Source organism: Actinomadura sp. 3N508, assembly GCF_044326375.1.
Taxonomy (GTDB): Bacteria; Actinomycetota; Actinomycetes; order Streptosporangiales; family Streptosporangiaceae; genus Spirillospora.
In genome coordinates, this window is the sequence record NZ_JBIRAX010000002.1 from 406903 (window position 1) to 422432 (window position 15530).

Here is a 15530-nt window from a genome sequence, read left to right on the forward strand (position 1 = left end):
GACGACGCGGAGGAGAGGCCCGATGGCTCCACTCGCCAGCTACGTGTCCGGTGCCTGGCAGGTTCCGGCGGACGAGGGCGTCCCGCTCGCCGATGCCGTGACCGGCGCGGAGATCGGGCGGATCTCGTCGTCGGGCATCGACATGGGCGCGGCGCTGGAGCACGGGCGCCGGGTGGGCGGCCCGGCGCTGCGGGAGCTGACCTTCCACCAGCGCGCGGTGCTGCTGAAGCGGCTCGGCCTGGAGCTGCGCGAGCACCGCGACGAGCTGTACGCGCTGTCCGCCCGCACCGGCGCGACCCTCGCCGACTCGAAGATCGACGTGGACGGTGGCATCGGCGTGCTGCTGTCGTACGCGAGCAAGGCCAAGCGCGAACTGCCGAACGACACCGTCCTGGTCGACGGCGACGTCGAGCCGCTCAGCAAGGGCGGGACGTTCGCCGGACGGCACATCTGTACCCCGCTGCACGGCGTCGCGGTGCAGATCAACGCGTTCAACTTCCCCATGTGGGGCCCGCTGGAGAAGCTCGCGCCCGCGTTCCTGGCGGGGATGCCGACCCTGGTCAAGCCGGCGAGCCAGACCGCGTACCTGACCGCCCGCCTCGTCGAGCTGATCGTCGAGTCGGGCATCCTGCCGGAGGGGACGCTCCAGCTCGTCTGCGGCAGCGCGGGCGACCTGTTCGACCATCTCACCGAGCAGGACCTCGTCGCCTTCACGGGTTCCGCTGCAACCGCCCGCAAGCTGCGCACGCACCCCGTCGTGGTCGGACGTTCCGTCCGCTTCAACGCGGAAGCCGACTCCCTCAACTGCTCCATTCTCGGCCCGGACGCCACCCCCGGCACACCGGAATTCGACCTCTTCGTGAAGCAGCTCGTCACCGAGATGACGGTGAAGGCGGGCCAGAAATGCACGGCGATCCGCCGCGCCCTGGTGCCCGCCGCCCAGCTCGACGCCGTCGCCGAGGCGGCGAGCGAGCGCCTGGCACGGGTGAAGATCGGGAACCCGGCCAATTCGGACGTCCGGATGGGCGCGCTCGCCGGGCTCGAGCAGCGCGAAGAGGTGCGCCGACGCCTGAAGACACTGCTCGACGCGGGCGGCATCATCTTCGGCGACCCGGAGCGCGTCGAGGTCGTGGACGCCGACGCCGAGCGCGGCGCGTTCATGTCGCCCGTCCTGCTGCGCGCCGACGACCCCGAACGCGCCGAGCCGCACGAGGTCGAGGCGTTCGGGCCGGTCAGCACCCTGCTCCCCTACGACGGCACCGCCGAGCAGGCGGTCGCGCTGGCCGCCCGCGGGCAGGGCAGCCTGGTCGGCTCGGTCGTGACCGCCGACCCTGGGTTCGCCCGCCGGACCGTGCTGGGCGCGGCGCCGTGGCACGGGCGGCTGCTCGTCCTGAACCAGGAGGACGCCGCCGAGTCCACCGGGCACGGCTCGCCGCTTCCGCCGCTCGTCCACGGTGGTCCGGGGCGTGCGGGCGGTGGCGAAGAGATGGGCGGAATGCGCGGCGTCATGCACCACATGCAGCGCACCGCCGTCCAGGCCGGGCCGTCCATGCTGGCCGCTATCACGGGCCGCTGGACGGCGGGCGCACCCACCCCGTCCACCGATGTTCATCCGTTCCGCAAGCACCTGGAAGAGCTGCGCGTGGGCGACACGGTCGTCGCGGGCCCGCGCACTGTCACGCTCGCCGACATCGAGCATTTCGCCGAATTCACCGGCGACACCTTCTACGCCCACATGGACGAGGAAGCCGCGAAAGCGAATCCGTTCTTCGGCGGGCGGGTCGCCCACGGCTACCTGGTGCTCTCCTTCGCCGCCGGTCTGTTCGTCGACCCGGATCCCGGTCCCGTCCTGGCGAACTACGGGCTGGAGAACCTGCGATTCCTGGCCCCGACCTTCCCCGGCGACGAACTGACCGTGAGACTCACCGCAAAGCAGCTCACCCCACGCGAGGACGCCGCATACGGCGAAGTCCGCTGGGACACCGAGGTCACCCGGCAGGACGGCGCCGTCGTCGCGAAATACGACGTCCTGACCCTGGTCGCCAAGCGGGAGGCACCATGACGCAGAAGCAGTCCGTGACTCAAGAGCCGTCCGGGATGGCTCAAGAGCAGTTCGAGCAGACGATCGGCCGCGACCAGCGCATCGAGCCGCGCGACTGGATGCCCGACGCGTACCGGGCGACGATGATCCGGCAGATCGCCCAGCACGCCCATTCCGAGATCATCGGAATGCAGCCGGAAGGCCAGTGGATCACCCGCGCGCCGTCGCTGCGCCGCAAGGCGATCCTGCTGGCCAAGGTGCAGGACGAGGCGGGCCACGGCCTTTACCTCTACTCGGCCGCCGAAACGCTCGGCGCCGACCGCCCCGACCTCACCGCCAAACTGATCTCCGGCCGGCAGAAATACTCGTCCATCTTCAATTACCCCACGCTCTCGTTCGCGGACGTCGGGGTGATCGGCTGGCTGGTGGACGGTGCCGCGATCTGCAACCAGGTCCCGCTGTGCCGCAGTTCCTACGGCCCTTATGCCCGCGCGATGATCCGGATCTGCAAGGAAGAGTCGTTCCATCAGCGGCAGGGCTACGAGCTGCTGATGACGCTGATGCGCGGCACGGACGCGCAGCGCGAGATGGTGCAGGACGCGACGAACCGCTGGTGGTGGCCGTCCCTGATGATGTTCGGCCCGCCGGACGCCGACTCGACGCACACCGCGCAGTCCATGGCGTGGAAGATCAAACGGCACACGAACGACGAGCTCCGGCAGCGGTTCGTGGACATGACCGTCCCGCAGGCGGAGGCGCTCGGCGTCACGCTCCCCGACCCCGACCTGCGCTGGAACGAGGAACGCGGCCACCACGACTTCGGCGAGATCGACTGGTCGGAGCTCAAGCGCGTGATCAGCGGCGACGGCCCCTGCAACGCCGAACGCATCGAGATACGGCGCGCGGCCCACGAGGACGGCGCCTGGGTCCGCGAGGCCGCCGCCGCACACGCCGCACGGCACGCTGCACGGAGCGCCGCACGGCACGCTGCACGGAGCGCCGCTCGGCGCGGCGCGGAGAGGGAGGCGTGATGGAGATGGAAAAGGATTGGCCGCTGTACGAGGTGTTCGTTCGGGGCAAGCGCGGCCTGAACCACGTCCATGTCGGTTCGCTGCGCGCCCCCGACGACACAATGGCCTTGCACAACGCCCGCGACCTCTACACGAGGCGGAACGAAGGCGTGAGCATCTGGGTGGTAAAGGCACGCGACATAACCGCGTCCAGCCCGGACGAGAAGGACCCGTTCTTCTCCCCCAGCGGCGACAAGGTCTACCGGCACCCGACGTTCTACGACATTCCTGAGAACGTCCCGCATATGTGAGGCCGCCATGGCGTTCGACAACGCGCTCGGCGCGATAGCCGAGGACAACGACGAGGCCCGCTGGGCCTTCGGCACCGGTTTCCACGACCCGCTCGCCGGTATCGACACATCCGTCCCGGAGGGGATCGACAGGCACGCCCTGTCGGCCTACTGCCTCATGCTCGGCGACGACGCCCTGATCATGTCGCACCGGCTCCAGGAATGGTGCACCCACGCACCCGAACTGGAGGAGGAGGTCGCCCTCGCGAACATCGCGCTGGACCTCCTCGGTCAGGCTCGCCTCCTGCTCTCCCGAGCCGGAACCGCCGAGGATGAGGGCCGCTCCGAGGACGACTTGGCCTACTTCCGCGACGCGGAGGATTTCCGCAACGTGGTTTTGGTCGAGGCCGAGAATGGCGACTTCGCCCATTCCACCGTCCGCCTCCTCCTTTTCGCGACCTGGCGCCTGGCCCTGCTCGACCGCCTCACCACGTCCCGTGACCCGGTGCTGGCCGCGATCGCCGCCAAGGGCGTCAAGGAGGTCGCCTACCACCGCGACCACGCCGCCCTCTGGACGATCCGCCTGGGCGACGGCACGCCCCTCTCCCACGACCGCACCCAGCAAGCCCTGGACACGCTCTGGCCGCACACCGCCGAACTGTTCACCGCCCACACGATCGAGCGTGACCTGGTCACCGCCGGCGTGGCCGTCGACCCGTCCGACGTCCGCGCAGAATTCGACGCCGTCCTGGACGAGGTTCTAGCCAAGGCCACCCTGCAACGCCCGGCCCCCGCCCCAGCCCCTCCCTCATCCCCACCCGCATCTCCGGCCGGCCGGAACGGCGAGCATTCCGCCGCCCTCTCCGACCTGCTGGCCGAGTTGCAAAGCGTGGCCCGTGCCCACCCGGGGGCGACATGGTGACGGCCCGCACGATCGCCGAAACGGTCACCGACCCCGAGCTGCCGATGCTCACCCTCGCCGAGCTCGGCGTCCTCCGCGACGTCCGCGAGATGTCCGGCCACGTCGAGGTGACGATCACCCCGACCTACACCGGCTGCCCCGCCCTGGACGCGATGCGCGACGACCTCCGCGCCCGCCTGACCGATGCCGGGTACGCCGACGTCCAGATCCGCACCACCCTCGACCCGCCCTGGACGACCGACTGGATCACCGAGCCGGGCCGCCGCAAGCTGCGAGCCGCCGGGATCTCACCGCCAGACGCCGCCCCCCAGCGCCGCCGTCCCGGCCCGATCCCCTTGACTCTGGGCCCGACCCGCCGGATCGCCTGCCCCCGCTGCGGCTCGTCCGACACGGTCGAGCTGTCCCGGTTCGGCGCCACCGCGTGCAAGTCCCTGCGCCGCTGCGACGCCTGCCACGAGCCGTTCGAGCACTTCAAGGAGATCTGACCGTGCCCGGTTTCCACGCGCTACGCGTCGCCGAGGTCGAGCGCCTGTGCGACGACGCGGCCGCGGTCACCTTCGACGTGCCACCGCCGCTGCGCGAGGAGTACGCGTTCCGTCCCGGCCAGTTCCTCACCCTCCGCCGCATGATCGACGGCCGCGAGGAACGCCGCTCCTACTCGATCTGCGCACCTCTCGGTGCCGCCCCGCGCATCGGCGTCCGCGAGATCCCGGACGGCCTGTTCTCGTCCTGGCTGGTCCACGACGTACGCTCCGGCGACACGATCGAGGTTCTCCCGCCCTCCGGCAAGTTCACGCTGTCGCCGTCGCCGGACGCCGCCGCGCATCACGTGCTGATCGCCGCCGGTTCCGGGATCACCCCGGTCCTGTCGATCGCCGCGTCCGCGCTCAGCGAGCCGTCCACCCGGGTCACCGTGCTCTACGGCAATCGTCGCAGCGGCACGGTCATGTTCGCCGACGAGCTGGCCGACCTCAAAGACGCGCACCCGGACCGTTTCGAGCTCGTCCACGTCCTGTCCCAGGAACCGCGTGAAGCGGAGCTGTTCACCGGCCGCCTGGACGCGGACAGACTCCGCGCCCTCCTCCCCCGCCTGGTGCCCATCTCGGCCGTCGACGACTGGTGGCTGTGCGGCCCCTTCGCCATGGTCCAGGACGCGCAGCGCGTCCTCCGGGACTTCGACGTGCCGCGCGACCGCGTCCACCAGGAGCTGTTCCACGTGGACGAGGTGCCGCCGGAACCGAACCGTAAGAAGTCCGCCCCGACCGGCCCGGCCAGCCAGGTCACGGTCATCCTGGACGGCCGCTCCACCACCCTCTCCCAGCCTCAGGACGCGACCGTCCTCGAATCGGCTCAGAAGGTGCGCCCCGACCTCCCCTTCGCCTGCAAGGGCGGCGTCTGCGGCACCTGCCGCGCCAAACTCGTGGAAGGCGATGTGGAAATGCGCCGCAACTACGCCCTCGACCAAGCCGAACTCGACGCGGGCTACATCCTCACCTGCCAATCAACGCCTGTCGCCTCTCAGCTCACCATCGACTACGACGCCTAACGGCTAATGGCACGAATGGCGTCGAGGAGGGGTGTCCGGGCTTTGGGCGGGTTTCTAGTTTCGAGGCTCTAGGGTTCCAATGTTCTAGGGTTCGGGGTGGGGTGGCGCTGCGTACGGGGCCGCCCCTCCAAAGTCAAGGGCGCCTTCGGCGTCGCTTCGCGATGGGACTCCGTCCCACCCTTGACTTCGGAGCCTCTACGGCCCCTAGGCGCAGCTTACGTCGGGCAGGCTCCGCCTGCCCCCCGCCCGACGCGCCACCCCACCACCTCCAAGTCCCTAAAATCGAAAAAGGGAGGGAGCGGGTCTTGGAATCCGGTGCCCGCCAGAATATGGTTCCGGTTTCACTTGACTCCGACTATCCGACCGGTGACAGAAATCGAACCCGTATTCGGTGCGTAGCCGCCCCATTACTTGATATTCTTTGAATATGGGTTCGGTTGAGGTTGACCTCGCAGCAGCGTCCACCATGGAATTGGTGAACGCCATCGCGCAGATCACCCACGAACTCGCCCAGCGCGACGCCCCCGACTCGCCCGCCGCCTGCATGCACATCGCCGAAACCCTCGCAGCCGCCACCGACCGGCAGGAAAGCGCGCTGGCCGCGTTGATCGGGCGGGTGGACGCCTCGGGGGAGATGCGCCGCTGGGGCCTGCCCTCCACCCAAGCGTGGCTGCGCACCCGCCTGGGCATGCGCGACACCCGCGCCAAAGAGCGCATCACCCTGGCCCGGCAACGCCACCGCCTGCCCCGCGTCACCGAACGCCTCGCCGCCGGGGAACTGTCCTACGGCTATGCATCGACCGTCGCCGACGCCGTCGCGCGGCTGGACGACGCCGACTGCGCGAGTGCGGAGAGCCTGTTGCTCGACATGGTCGGGCAGGGGTTCTCGGCCGGGAAGGTCGCCTCGTTCGGGCGCCGTATCCGTGATGTGATCGCCGAACGCGACGGCACCGACAAGCCCGATGCCGAGTCGCGGCGCGGTTATGCGCGGTCCTGGGTCACCTCCACCCGCTCTCTGGACGGCGGCCGTTATGTGAAGGGCTGGCTGAACGCCGAGGACGCCGCCGTCTGGGACGGCACCCTCGCACCCCTGGCCAAACCGGCCGGCACCGATGACCGGCGTGATCTGTCCGAGCGGACGGCCGCCGCGCTGACCGGGGTGCTGGCGGGCGGGCACCGCGCCACCAAGGTCACCGTGATCTGTGATCTGGACACCCTCACCGGTGGTGCCGCCCCCGGCCGTCTCACCGACGGCACGCCCATCCCCGCCGAGCAGGTCCGCCGCATCGCGCTGAGCGCGGGCGTCTCACCCCTGCTTCTCGGGCGCGGCCACGTGCCGTTGTATCTGGGCCAGCGGGTCCGGTTCGCCACCCCCGCGCAGCGCCAGGTCCTCGAAACCCTGTATCCGACGTGCGCGGTACAGGGGTGCGAGGTGCCCGGGACCCTGTGCGAGGTCGATCACGTCACCGGCTGGGCCCTCGGAGCCCCCACCGACATCGACCGGCTCGCCCTGTGCTGCGGATGGCACAACCGCTTCAAACACACCAACGCCGAACAGATGAACATCGTCCGCGACAGCACCGGACGCCACATCTACCGCGTCCTCCCACCACCCGACGCGCACGGGCCACCCGTCCACCTCGCCCAAGCCGCCTAACAACCGCCCCCCGACCACTCCCCCGGCAGGCAGCCGCATCCACAAGCGAGACAGGCCGGATGGGAGATCGGCCCACGGGTCGTCTGCCACAGCACCGCGCTGACAGCTCAACCTGTACTCGAAGGCCAAGGCCAAGGCCAAGGTGCGCTGGGACGCACAACGCGCCCTCGGAACCTTCGACGTTTCACCCGAGCGCGCCATTAGGACCCGGCACCCCGTCGTCCCAGGCCAAAGGCACCCTTCTCAGCTGAACGGGCACTCCCGACCCGATGCCCGGCGAGAATCCGGGGCTAGGACGTCCTAGAAAATCGGCGGTCGGGAGCAACCGGGGCCGGGCGCGGCGGGTGTCATAGGTGTGGAGACAGAGGAAGCGGTCGCCGAAGGAGCCGGGGCCGAGGACGACGACCCAGCCGCCCCGCTCGTCGCGCTGTTCGCAGACCATCACGTGGCCCTGGTCCGGATGGCCCTGCTCATCGTCGGCGACCGGCCGACGGCGGAGGACGTCGTGCAGGAGGTGTTCATCGCCATGCACGGCAGGCTGGAACGCCTCCACGACCACGACCGGATGCTGCCCTACGCCCGCAAAGCGGTGATCAACAGGTGCCGCACCGCCCTGCGTCGCCGCAAGCTGGCGGAACGCCTGCACCGCCGCCACTACGAACCGCCCGTCTGGTCCGCCGAGTCGGCCGTGCTGCTGGATGAGGAGCACCGGGAGGTGCTGCACGCCCTGCGGTCCTTGCCGGGCCGGCAGCGGGAGGTCCTGGTCCTGCGGTTCTACCTCGGCCTTGACGAGGCCCAGATCGCCGAGGTCACCGGGATCTCCTGCGGCACCGTGAAGTCGACATCGTCGCGGGCGCTGGCGGCGCTCGCCCGGAAGCTGGGGGAGGACCAGTGACAAGGATCGAGGATCGGCTCGGCCGGGCGCTCGATGCCGCCACCACGGCGGTACGGCCCGAGGACCTCGCACCGCTGACGGCGCCCGGCCCGCGACCGTCCCGGCCGTCCCGCCGCTGGGCGCCGGTCGTCGCGGCGCTCATGGTCGTCACCGTGGTGGCCGCCGCCGTGGTGGTGACCGGGCGCGGCCAGGAGCGGGACACACGCCCCGTGTCGGCCGCCAGCCGCTACCTGCTCACGCTGCCCCCGGGCGAAGGCCCGGGCGTCAACGATCCGGCCCGGATCCTCGACTTGTACTCCGGCCGCGAGTTCCACCGGGTACCCGCTCCACGCGGTGTGGGCAGGTGGTCCGCGGCGGCGGGCACCTCCGGCAACCGCATGTTCTACCTACTGGGCACGCCCAAGGACGGGGAGAATGGTCCCGACCGCCTGTACCGGCTGCGCATCGACGACCGCGGCCGCCCCGTCCAGCTCGCCCCCATTCCCGGCGGCGAACTGCCAGGCATGGGCAACGGAAGGCTGGTGGCCTCCGCGGACGGCGGCACGCTGGCGTTCACGTCCGACGCCAGCGGCAGGCCTGAGCGTCCCCGCACCCGCGTCCACCTGCTGAAGGTGGCCACCGGGCAGCGTACGACGTGGGAGTCGGCGGGCGTCGCCGAGTACCTGTCCCTGAGCGCCGACGGCCGCCGGCTCGCCTTCGCCTGGTTCCAGTCGCTTCACGGCGACGGCATCCGAGTGCTGGACACCGTACGGCCCAGCGGGGACGTCCTCGCCCGCAGCCAGCGCGTCGCGATCATCCCCGGCCCCCTGGACGAAGTGACCAGCCTGTGGACGGCGGCGAACGGGCACCGCTTCCTCCTGGTCTCAGCGGAGGCAACCCGCACCAGGCTCGTGGAGGTCTCCCCCACCACCGGCAAGGTCACCGCGACGGTGCTGCAACGTACCCCGTCCCCTCCGGCTAGCGGCCCGGCTTCCAACGGCCCCGGCCCCGGCCCCGCCACCGGCCCGAACGAGCCCGCCTTCAGCGTCCTGTGCCGCTCCGGCGACTCGCGACACGTCCTGCTCAGCACCGGGACCGCCAGGCAGTGGCTCGACCTCCGCAACGGCCGCACCACCACCCTCCGCCACCCCGATGCCCTCTTCCATGGAGACGTCGCATGCTGACGGAACCGATGGCAGCACAGCAGGATGGTCGGGTGGCTGAGACTTCGCTGCCTGGTGGCTTCGTGAACGTCAGCGTCAGGGTTGGTGACACGGTGCGGCGGAGGCCTGCCGCTCAAGCGGAGTTCGTCCATCGCCTGCTCCAGCTGTTGGAGCGGGCCGGTTGGGACGGGGCACCACGGTTCTTGGGCATCGACGAACAGGGCCGGGAAATGCTGAGCTTCGTCGAAGGTCATGTGGCCTGGGAGCCGGTTCAGCCTCCTGGGGTCTGCAGTGACGAGAGCTTGATACGGGTCGTCGAAATGGTCCGGGAGTTTCACGCTCTGACGGCCGCCACGGACCTTCCCGGGGACGCGGAGGTGGCGTGCCACAACGACCTCTCGCCGAAGAACACGGTGTACCGGGATCTGGGTGCGGGTTTGCGGCCGGTGGCCTTCATCGATTGGGACCTTGCGGCGCCCGGACGGCGGATCCATGACGTTGCCCACGTGTGCTGGCAGTACCTGGGGTTGGGGCCGAGCGTCATCGATGTCGAAGAGGCGGCGCGGCGTGTCCGTTTGGTGGCTGACACCTACGGGCTGACCGACCGGCACGAGCTGGTCGATGTGATCCTGTGGTGGCAGGACCGATGCTGGCGCGGCATCACGACCGCCGCCGCAACCGGCGACCCGGCGATGATCAAACTTCGCGAAGCCGGGGTCGTTGATGAGGTGCAGGCCGCTCAAGCCTGGGTCGAGCGCCACCGCACTGAGTTGGCGTCGGCCTAAAGGACGAGCCCGCCCCTGTGCCCAGACACTGTCGCAATCAGGAAATCAGCACACTCGTGGGCGCCTGAAAACGGAGGATCACTTCCCAGGCGCACCAGGGCTGTCGCAACGGATCAGCTTCAGGGCTCAAGCTCATCTGGGGCCCGACGATGAATGGCCCTGACCGTCCTACATTTCTTGCCATCATCCAAACCGAGTTCAGACCCCCGCAGCGGACACGCCTCCTCGCTTCGACAGGACCCCGGTACCAGAGGTTTTCGTTGGACTCGGTGAAGCACTGGCTGTGTGAGCGACGGTGGCGGCCCCGGCCGGAGCGTATGTAGAGTACGAGCATGGGCTATGTAGAGTTCGAGCGACGCGGGAGCGGGTCGGGGCGGTCCGGGGTGTTCGTCGCCTGGGAGCTGCTGGCGTGGCTGGGGATCGCGGTGGTCGCGTTCGCGGCGGCGGTGCTGGCGGTGCTGGTGCCTGCGGTGGCGGGGCCGGTCGGGTTGGCGGCGGCGGTGGCGGGGTTGCTGTTGGCCGTGCGAAATGGGAGGAGGGGATCGCAGTGAGCCGGGGGCCGCGGATGACGGTGCAGACTCAGATGGTGCTGCGCCAGGCGCTCCTGGAGCCGGGTCGGGAGTGGTACGGGCTGGAGATGGTGCAGGCCACCGAGCTGCCGACCGGCACCGTGTACCCGATCATCACCCGGCTGGAGCAGGCAGGGTGGATCAAGTCCCGCTGGGAGGAGCCCCGCGAGCAGCGCGAGGCCGACGCCCTCGGCCGTCCCCGCCGCCGCTACTACCAGCTCACCCAGGAGGGCGCCGAGAACGCCCGGATCGCTCTTGCCAAGGCCCACGCCAACCGCGCCACCACCCCCAAGCCCTGGGACACCCTGCGCCCGCACACCCCCGGAGCCACCCCATGACGTGCCCTAACTGCGGCTCTGTCATCAACCCCGCCGTCCCATCAACCTGTATGCGTTGCGACGCCGACCTCACATGGGAGCCCCAAGACCGCGACATGTACGCGCTACAATCCGCGCGCTATTCGCTCGCCACCCGTGTACTTCCCGCCGCCCTCGCGACCAGGTACGCGGCAAGGATGGCGGCGGAGGCGGCGACTCGGGCGGCCGAGGCGGCGTACTCGGCGAGATGGGGGGCGAAAGCGGAGGCGGCGGCAGCGGCAACCGCGGCACAGGCAGCTTTCGCCGCAGAGGCGGCGGAACGTGCGGCGCTCGCCGCGGAAGAGGGCTCCGCGGCGGAAGCGACGGCACGTGCGGCGGCCGCGGCGTTCGCGGCTGGTCGCGCGGTGAAGGCGGCGCGCACAGCGGGACGTATGGCGAAGGCAGCCAGGGCGATAGACACGAGATATCCGGAGGACATGGGGAATTCAGCGGCATACAGGGCGCAGGCGATCACGGACGCGGCGGACACGGTGCGGATGGCGACGGACGCGGCGTTGCATGCCTTGGTGGAGGCTGAGCAAGCCCTTCTGAGATTGTCCAGCAGCGGGCCCTCGACGCGTGCAGGGGTGGTCGGGGTGGGGCGGGCGCCTGGGGTGGTGGTGCGGCGGTTGGTGGCTGTTGGGTGTGCGTTACTGCCTGCTGGTGATCGGGGGCGCTATGCCCAGGAATGGCTGGGACTGCTGACCGAGTTGCCTACCCGGCGGGCGCGGGCTTGCCACGTGTTGTCCATTCTGCGTGGGGCGCCGCGGCAGGCGTAGGCGCTGCGGCGGCCGCTTAAGCCCGTCCCGCCCACCTGACCTGGCCGCTGCATTCGCCGGGCGTCGACGAACGCCTTCCGGCACCCCGGCCGGTAAGATATGCCTGCGGAGAGTAGTTGCTTGGTTACTTTTTGTTTTATTCTTCGGTGGTGAGCGTCCGGTACGAGTTTGGGATCTTGGGGCCCCTCAATGTCATGCGTGACGGGGTGCCTGTGCCGGTTCGGGCCGGGCAGCAGCGGTGTCTATTGGCGGCATTGCTCGTCGATGCCGGGCAGGTCGTCTCGGTGGACGCGCTGGTGGAGAGGCTGTGGGGAGAGAGCCCGCCGCAGGGAGCGCGGAACGCGGTTCAGAATTATGTTCTGCGGCTTCGCCGGGCTCTGGGGGCGGGCGTCGTGGTCACCGATGGGCGTGGGTACGTGCTGGACGTCGCGTCCGACGGGCTGGACGTTCGCCGGTTCGACTCGCTCGTCCGGGAGGCGGACGTCCTTTCGTCCAAGGGAGATCACGGGCGGGCGGCGGCGATGCTCGGTGAGGCGCTTGAGCTGTGGCGGGGTGAAGCGCTGGCGGATTTGCCCGCCGAGCGGTTTCAGGACGTCGTCGCGGGCCTTCATGAGCGGAGGCTGGCCGCGCAGGAGCTGTGGATCGACGTCGTCATCCAGTGCGGGCGTCCCGCCGATGTGCTTCCGGAGCTGCGGCGGCTGACCGGGCGGCACCCGTTGCGGGAGCGCTTCTGGGCTCAGCAGATGCTGGCCCTGTACCAGTGCGGCCGGCAAGGGGAGGCGCTGGAGTCCTACCGGCAGGTCACCCGGCTGCTGGCCGACGAGCTTGGGGTCGATCCGGGTGAGGAGCTCCAGGCGATGCATCGGCGGGTGCTCGCGGCGGACCCGGAGATCGCCGGGGCGCGGGCCGGGAGGCCGAGCGGGAACGTGCCCGCCGAGACGACGTCCTTCATCGGCAGGGAGCGGGAGCTGGCGGAGACACGGCGGCTGCTGGGCGTCTCCCGCCTGGTGACGCTGACCGGGGTGGGCGGGGTCGGCAAGACCAGGCTCGCCCTGCGCGCCGCCGGGCAGCTTGCGCCGTCCTTCCCGGACGGGGTGTGGCTGGCGGACCTGGCCACCCTGACCGACGCGACGCTGGTGGCGCGCGCCGTCGCCGAAGCGCTGGGGCTGCGCGACCAGTCGGTGCGGTCCGCGGTGGACGCGCTCATCGACCATGTGCGCGAGCGGCGGCTGCTGCTCGTCCTCGACAACTGCGAACATCTGGTGGACGCCGCGGCACTGCTGGTGCAGCGGCTGCTGCACGCGGCGCCGGGGCTGCGGGTGCTCGCCACGAGTCGTGAGCGGCTCGGCATTCCGGGGGAGCACGTCCTGCTGCTTTCGGGGCTCGCCTTTCAGGGCGACGCCTGCGAGGCAGTCCGGCTGCTGAGCGACCGGGCGGCGGCCTGCGCGGTCCCCGTCCGGGACGGCGGGACGGCCGCCGAACTCTGCCGGCGTCTGGACGGCATCCCGCTGGCCATCGAGCTCGCGGCGGTCCGGCTGACCTCGCTCACCGCCGAGGAGATCCTCGAACGACTGGAGGACCGGTTTCGGCTGCTGTCCGCCGCGCGGGCGTCCGCCACGAGCCACCATCGGCGCACGCTCCGCGGGGTCATGGACCTGAGCTACGACCTGTGCACGCTCGGGGAACGCCTGCTGTGGACGCGGCTGGCGGTCTTCGCCGGCAGCTTCGACCTCAGGGCGGCCGAGGCCGTGTGCGCGGGGGACGGCATCGACGGAGGCGACGTCCTTGACCTGCTCACCGGGCTCATCCACAAGTCGGTCGTGGTGGTCGACGGGCACGGCCGCGCCGCCCGCTACCGGCTGCTCGAGACCATCCGCCAGTACGGGCTGGACCGCCTCCGGGCGGACGGCGACATCATCGAGTACCGCAACCGGCACAGCGACCATTACCATTCGCTGGCTCGGGCGGCCGTCGCGGACTGGTGCAGTCCCCGCGAGGTCGAATGGCTGGACCGGCTGCGTACCGAGCTTCCCAACCTCCGCGCCGCCCTGGATTTCTGCGTCACCCGTCCGGACCGTGTCGGGACGGGCGCGGACATCGCCTCCGGCCTCACCCGCACCCGCTCCTGGTTCTTCAACAGCACCCTCGGCGAGGCGCGGCACTGGCTCGAACGCCTGTCGGCGAATCTCGGCCCGCACGTCCAGGAGGCGGTCGTCGGGGTGACGGCCATGAAGGCGTTCGTCGCGTCCGTCCAGGGTGACCTGGCCGCCGCCGAAACGTTCATGGACGAGTGCCGCTCCCTCGGCGCGCCCCAGTCGCAGGCCCCGCTCGTGGCCTACGTCGAGGGCGTGTACGCGTTGCTGGTGCCCGGCGACCCGGCGTGCATCGAGCGGTTCGTCCAGGCCAGGGAAGGGTTCCGCGCCGCGGGCCAGGCCGGGGACGCCCACATGGCCACGATGTTCTGGGCGATGGGCGCCGCCTTCCTGGGGACGCCGGGCGTCGCCGTGTCCGCCTGCGACGCCTACGTCGCGGACGCCGACGCGTCCGGCGCGGAGTGGGCGCGCACCTGGGGCCAGTGGTGCAGGGGCCTCACCGAACTCCTGCACGGGGATCCCCGCGACGCGCTGACGCCGCTCTGCGACTCTCTCGTCCGGCAGCGGGACATGGACGACCGCTGGGGCCCCGCGTGGGGCCTGGAAGTACTCGCCTGGGCGGTGGGCGCGCTCGGGCATCACCGGCACGCCGCCCGGCTGCTGGGGGCGGCACACCACCGGCGCCAGGTGACCGGAGCCGCGCTCGCCGGGCTGAAGCCCTTCCACGTTCAGCATGTCCGGGCGACGAACCGGGTGCGCGAGTGCCTGGAGCCGCAGGCGTATGCCGATGCCTGGGAGTGCGGCGCCAACGCCGAAGACGGCGTCGCGCTGGCGCTCGGCATCGCGAGCGAGGTCCGGGCGGTGCGGGCGACGGGCGGACACGGCCCGGCCGCGTGACCGGGGAGTGACCGGGGCGACAGCCGGCGTGCGCAGAGTGTGACGTGCCGGGGGCCGCGAACGGGTCCCGGCGGCACAGCTCCCCATGTGTCTGAGGCATCACCGTCCACAGGACAAAGGAGAAATCACATGAACGCCCGTCACGCCGTTCGCACGGCGGTCACGACCTCCGTGGCGGCCGCCGTGGTCGTCCTCGGAACCGGGTCGGCCTACGCCAGCAGCTTCCTCAGCTGGGAGGGGCCGCAGAACACCGGGAGGGCCAAGGTCGTCCACGCCTGCGGCTGCAACCCCATCGACGACAACTTCAAGGCGGCGTACCGCTTCACGTACACGGGGCAGACCGCGGCCATGTACAACACGCCTGACTGCACGGGCAAGGTCCACACCACCTTCCGGGGTAGCCAGGAGAGCAAGGACCCCTTCGGCTGGCGGAGCATCTTCTTCCACTGCTGACCGCTCCCGACTCGGGCAGGTGAAGCGGCCGCGACCCGGCGCGCTTCGCCTGCCCGATCGCGCGCCGGCCATGTGAAGCAGCCGCCTGATAGGGC

Annotated in this window: 14 protein-coding genes; all 14 read left to right on the forward strand. The window is 70.6% G+C overall.

What is annotated here, in order from left to right; genetic code table 11:
* Positions 1–22: 22 nt before the first annotated feature.
* The 14 genes from paaZ (at position 23) to ACH34S_RS08240 (ending at position 15435) form a co-directional block, all read left to right on the forward strand.
* Positions 23–2062: a phenylacetic acid degradation bifunctional protein PaaZ gene (gene paaZ / locus ACH34S_RS08175; protein WP_395951834.1), complete on the forward strand. Its 2040-nt coding sequence runs from the start codon at positions 23–25 to the stop codon at positions 2060–2062.
* 35 nt (positions 2063–2097) lie between these two features.
* Positions 2098–3072 (forward strand): 1,2-phenylacetyl-CoA epoxidase subunit PaaA, encoded by a 975-nt coding sequence (paaA, locus tag ACH34S_RS08180; protein ID WP_395952420.1) that lies wholly within the window; start codon positions 2098–2100, stop codon positions 3070–3072.
* Positions 3073–3077: 5 nt separating this feature from the next.
* A complete protein-coding gene (gene paaB, locus ACH34S_RS08185) occupies positions 3078–3362 on the forward strand; it encodes a 1,2-phenylacetyl-CoA epoxidase subunit PaaB (protein WP_395952421.1) in 285 nt (94 codons plus the stop codon).
* A 7-nt stretch (positions 3363–3369) separates the two neighbouring features.
* On the forward strand, positions 3370–4263 hold the full coding sequence (gene paaC / locus ACH34S_RS08190) for a 1,2-phenylacetyl-CoA epoxidase subunit PaaC (protein ID WP_395951835.1): 894 nt from the start codon (positions 3370–3372) through the stop codon (positions 4261–4263).
* Positions 4257–4748 (forward strand): 1,2-phenylacetyl-CoA epoxidase subunit PaaD, encoded by a 492-nt coding sequence (gene paaD / locus ACH34S_RS08195; protein WP_395951837.1) that lies wholly within the window; start codon positions 4257–4259, stop codon positions 4746–4748. The genes paaC and paaD overlap by 7 nt, the downstream gene beginning before the upstream one ends.
* A 2-nt stretch (positions 4749–4750) precedes the next feature.
* Entirely contained in the window at positions 4751–5809 is a 1059-nt protein-coding gene (gene paaE, locus ACH34S_RS08200) for a 1,2-phenylacetyl-CoA epoxidase subunit PaaE (protein ID WP_395951838.1), read from the forward strand.
* Positions 5810–6284: 475 nt separating this feature from the next.
* Positions 6285–7466: a DUF222 domain-containing protein gene (locus ACH34S_RS08205; protein WP_395951839.1), complete on the forward strand. Its 1182-nt coding sequence runs from the start codon at positions 6285–6287 to the stop codon at positions 7464–7466.
* A 355-nt stretch (positions 7467–7821) separates the two neighbouring features.
* The gene (locus tag ACH34S_RS08210; RefSeq protein ID WP_395951840.1) at positions 7822–8361 is read left to right on the forward strand and encodes a SigE family RNA polymerase sigma factor; all 540 of its coding nucleotides are present in this window, start codon (positions 7822–7824) and stop codon (positions 8359–8361) included.
* The gene (locus tag ACH34S_RS08215) at positions 8358–9524 is read left to right on the forward strand and encodes a TolB family protein (RefSeq protein ID WP_395951841.1); all 1167 of its coding nucleotides are present in this window, start codon (positions 8358–8360) and stop codon (positions 9522–9524) included. Before ACH34S_RS08210 ends, ACH34S_RS08215 begins: the two co-directional genes overlap by 4 nt.
* A complete protein-coding gene (locus ACH34S_RS08220) occupies positions 9518–10288 on the forward strand; it encodes a phosphotransferase (RefSeq protein ID WP_395951843.1) in 771 nt (256 codons plus the stop codon). The genes ACH34S_RS08215 and ACH34S_RS08220 overlap by 7 nt, the downstream gene beginning before the upstream one ends.
* A 332-nt stretch (positions 10289–10620) precedes the next feature.
* A complete protein-coding gene (locus ACH34S_RS08225) occupies positions 10621–10839 on the forward strand; it encodes a hypothetical protein (RefSeq protein WP_395951844.1) in 219 nt (72 codons plus the stop codon).
* A gap of 14 nt (positions 10840–10853) precedes the next feature.
* Positions 10854–11195, forward strand: coding sequence for a PadR family transcriptional regulator (locus ACH34S_RS08230; protein ID WP_395951845.1), 342 nt, complete (start codon positions 10854–10856; stop codon positions 11193–11195).
* A gap of 1009 nt (positions 11196–12204) precedes the next feature.
* Entirely contained in the window at positions 12205–14982 is a 2778-nt protein-coding gene (locus ACH34S_RS08235) for a BTAD domain-containing putative transcriptional regulator (protein ID WP_395951846.1), read from the forward strand.
* Positions 14983–15111: 129 nt separating this feature from the next.
* Positions 15112–15435: a MiAMP1 family antimicrobial peptide gene (locus ACH34S_RS08240; protein WP_395951847.1), complete on the forward strand. Its 324-nt coding sequence runs from the start codon at positions 15112–15114 to the stop codon at positions 15433–15435.
* Positions 15436–15530: the final 95 nt, after the last annotated feature.

What these genes read in the sequence shown, in the direction of transcription:
- paaZ (WP_395951834.1), top strand. Translation starts at nt 23, where the DNA reads ATGGCTCCACTCGCCAGCTACGTGTCCGGTGCCTGGCAGGTTCCGGCG.
- paaA (WP_395952420.1), top strand. Translation starts at nt 2,098, where the DNA reads ATGGCTCAAGAGCAGTTCGAGCAGACGATCGGCCGCGACCAGCGCATC.
- paaB (WP_395952421.1), top strand. Translation starts at nt 3,078, where the DNA reads ATGGAAAAGGATTGGCCGCTGTACGAGGTGTTCGTTCGGGGCAAGCGC.
- paaC (WP_395951835.1), top strand. Translation starts at nt 3,370, where the DNA reads ATGGCGTTCGACAACGCGCTCGGCGCGATAGCCGAGGACAACGACGAG.
- paaD (WP_395951837.1), top strand. Translation starts at nt 4,257, where the DNA reads ATGGTGACGGCCCGCACGATCGCCGAAACGGTCACCGACCCCGAGCTG.
- ACH34S_RS08220 (WP_395951843.1), top strand. Translation starts at nt 9,518, where the DNA reads ATGCTGACGGAACCGATGGCAGCACAGCAGGATGGTCGGGTGGCTGAG.
- ACH34S_RS08225 (WP_395951844.1), top strand. Translation starts at nt 10,621, where the DNA reads ATGGGCTATGTAGAGTTCGAGCGACGCGGGAGCGGGTCGGGGCGGTCC.
- ACH34S_RS08230 (WP_395951845.1), top strand. Translation starts at nt 10,854, where the DNA reads ATGACGGTGCAGACTCAGATGGTGCTGCGCCAGGCGCTCCTGGAGCCG.
- ACH34S_RS08240 (WP_395951847.1), top strand. Translation starts at nt 15,112, where the DNA reads ATGAACGCCCGTCACGCCGTTCGCACGGCGGTCACGACCTCCGTGGCG.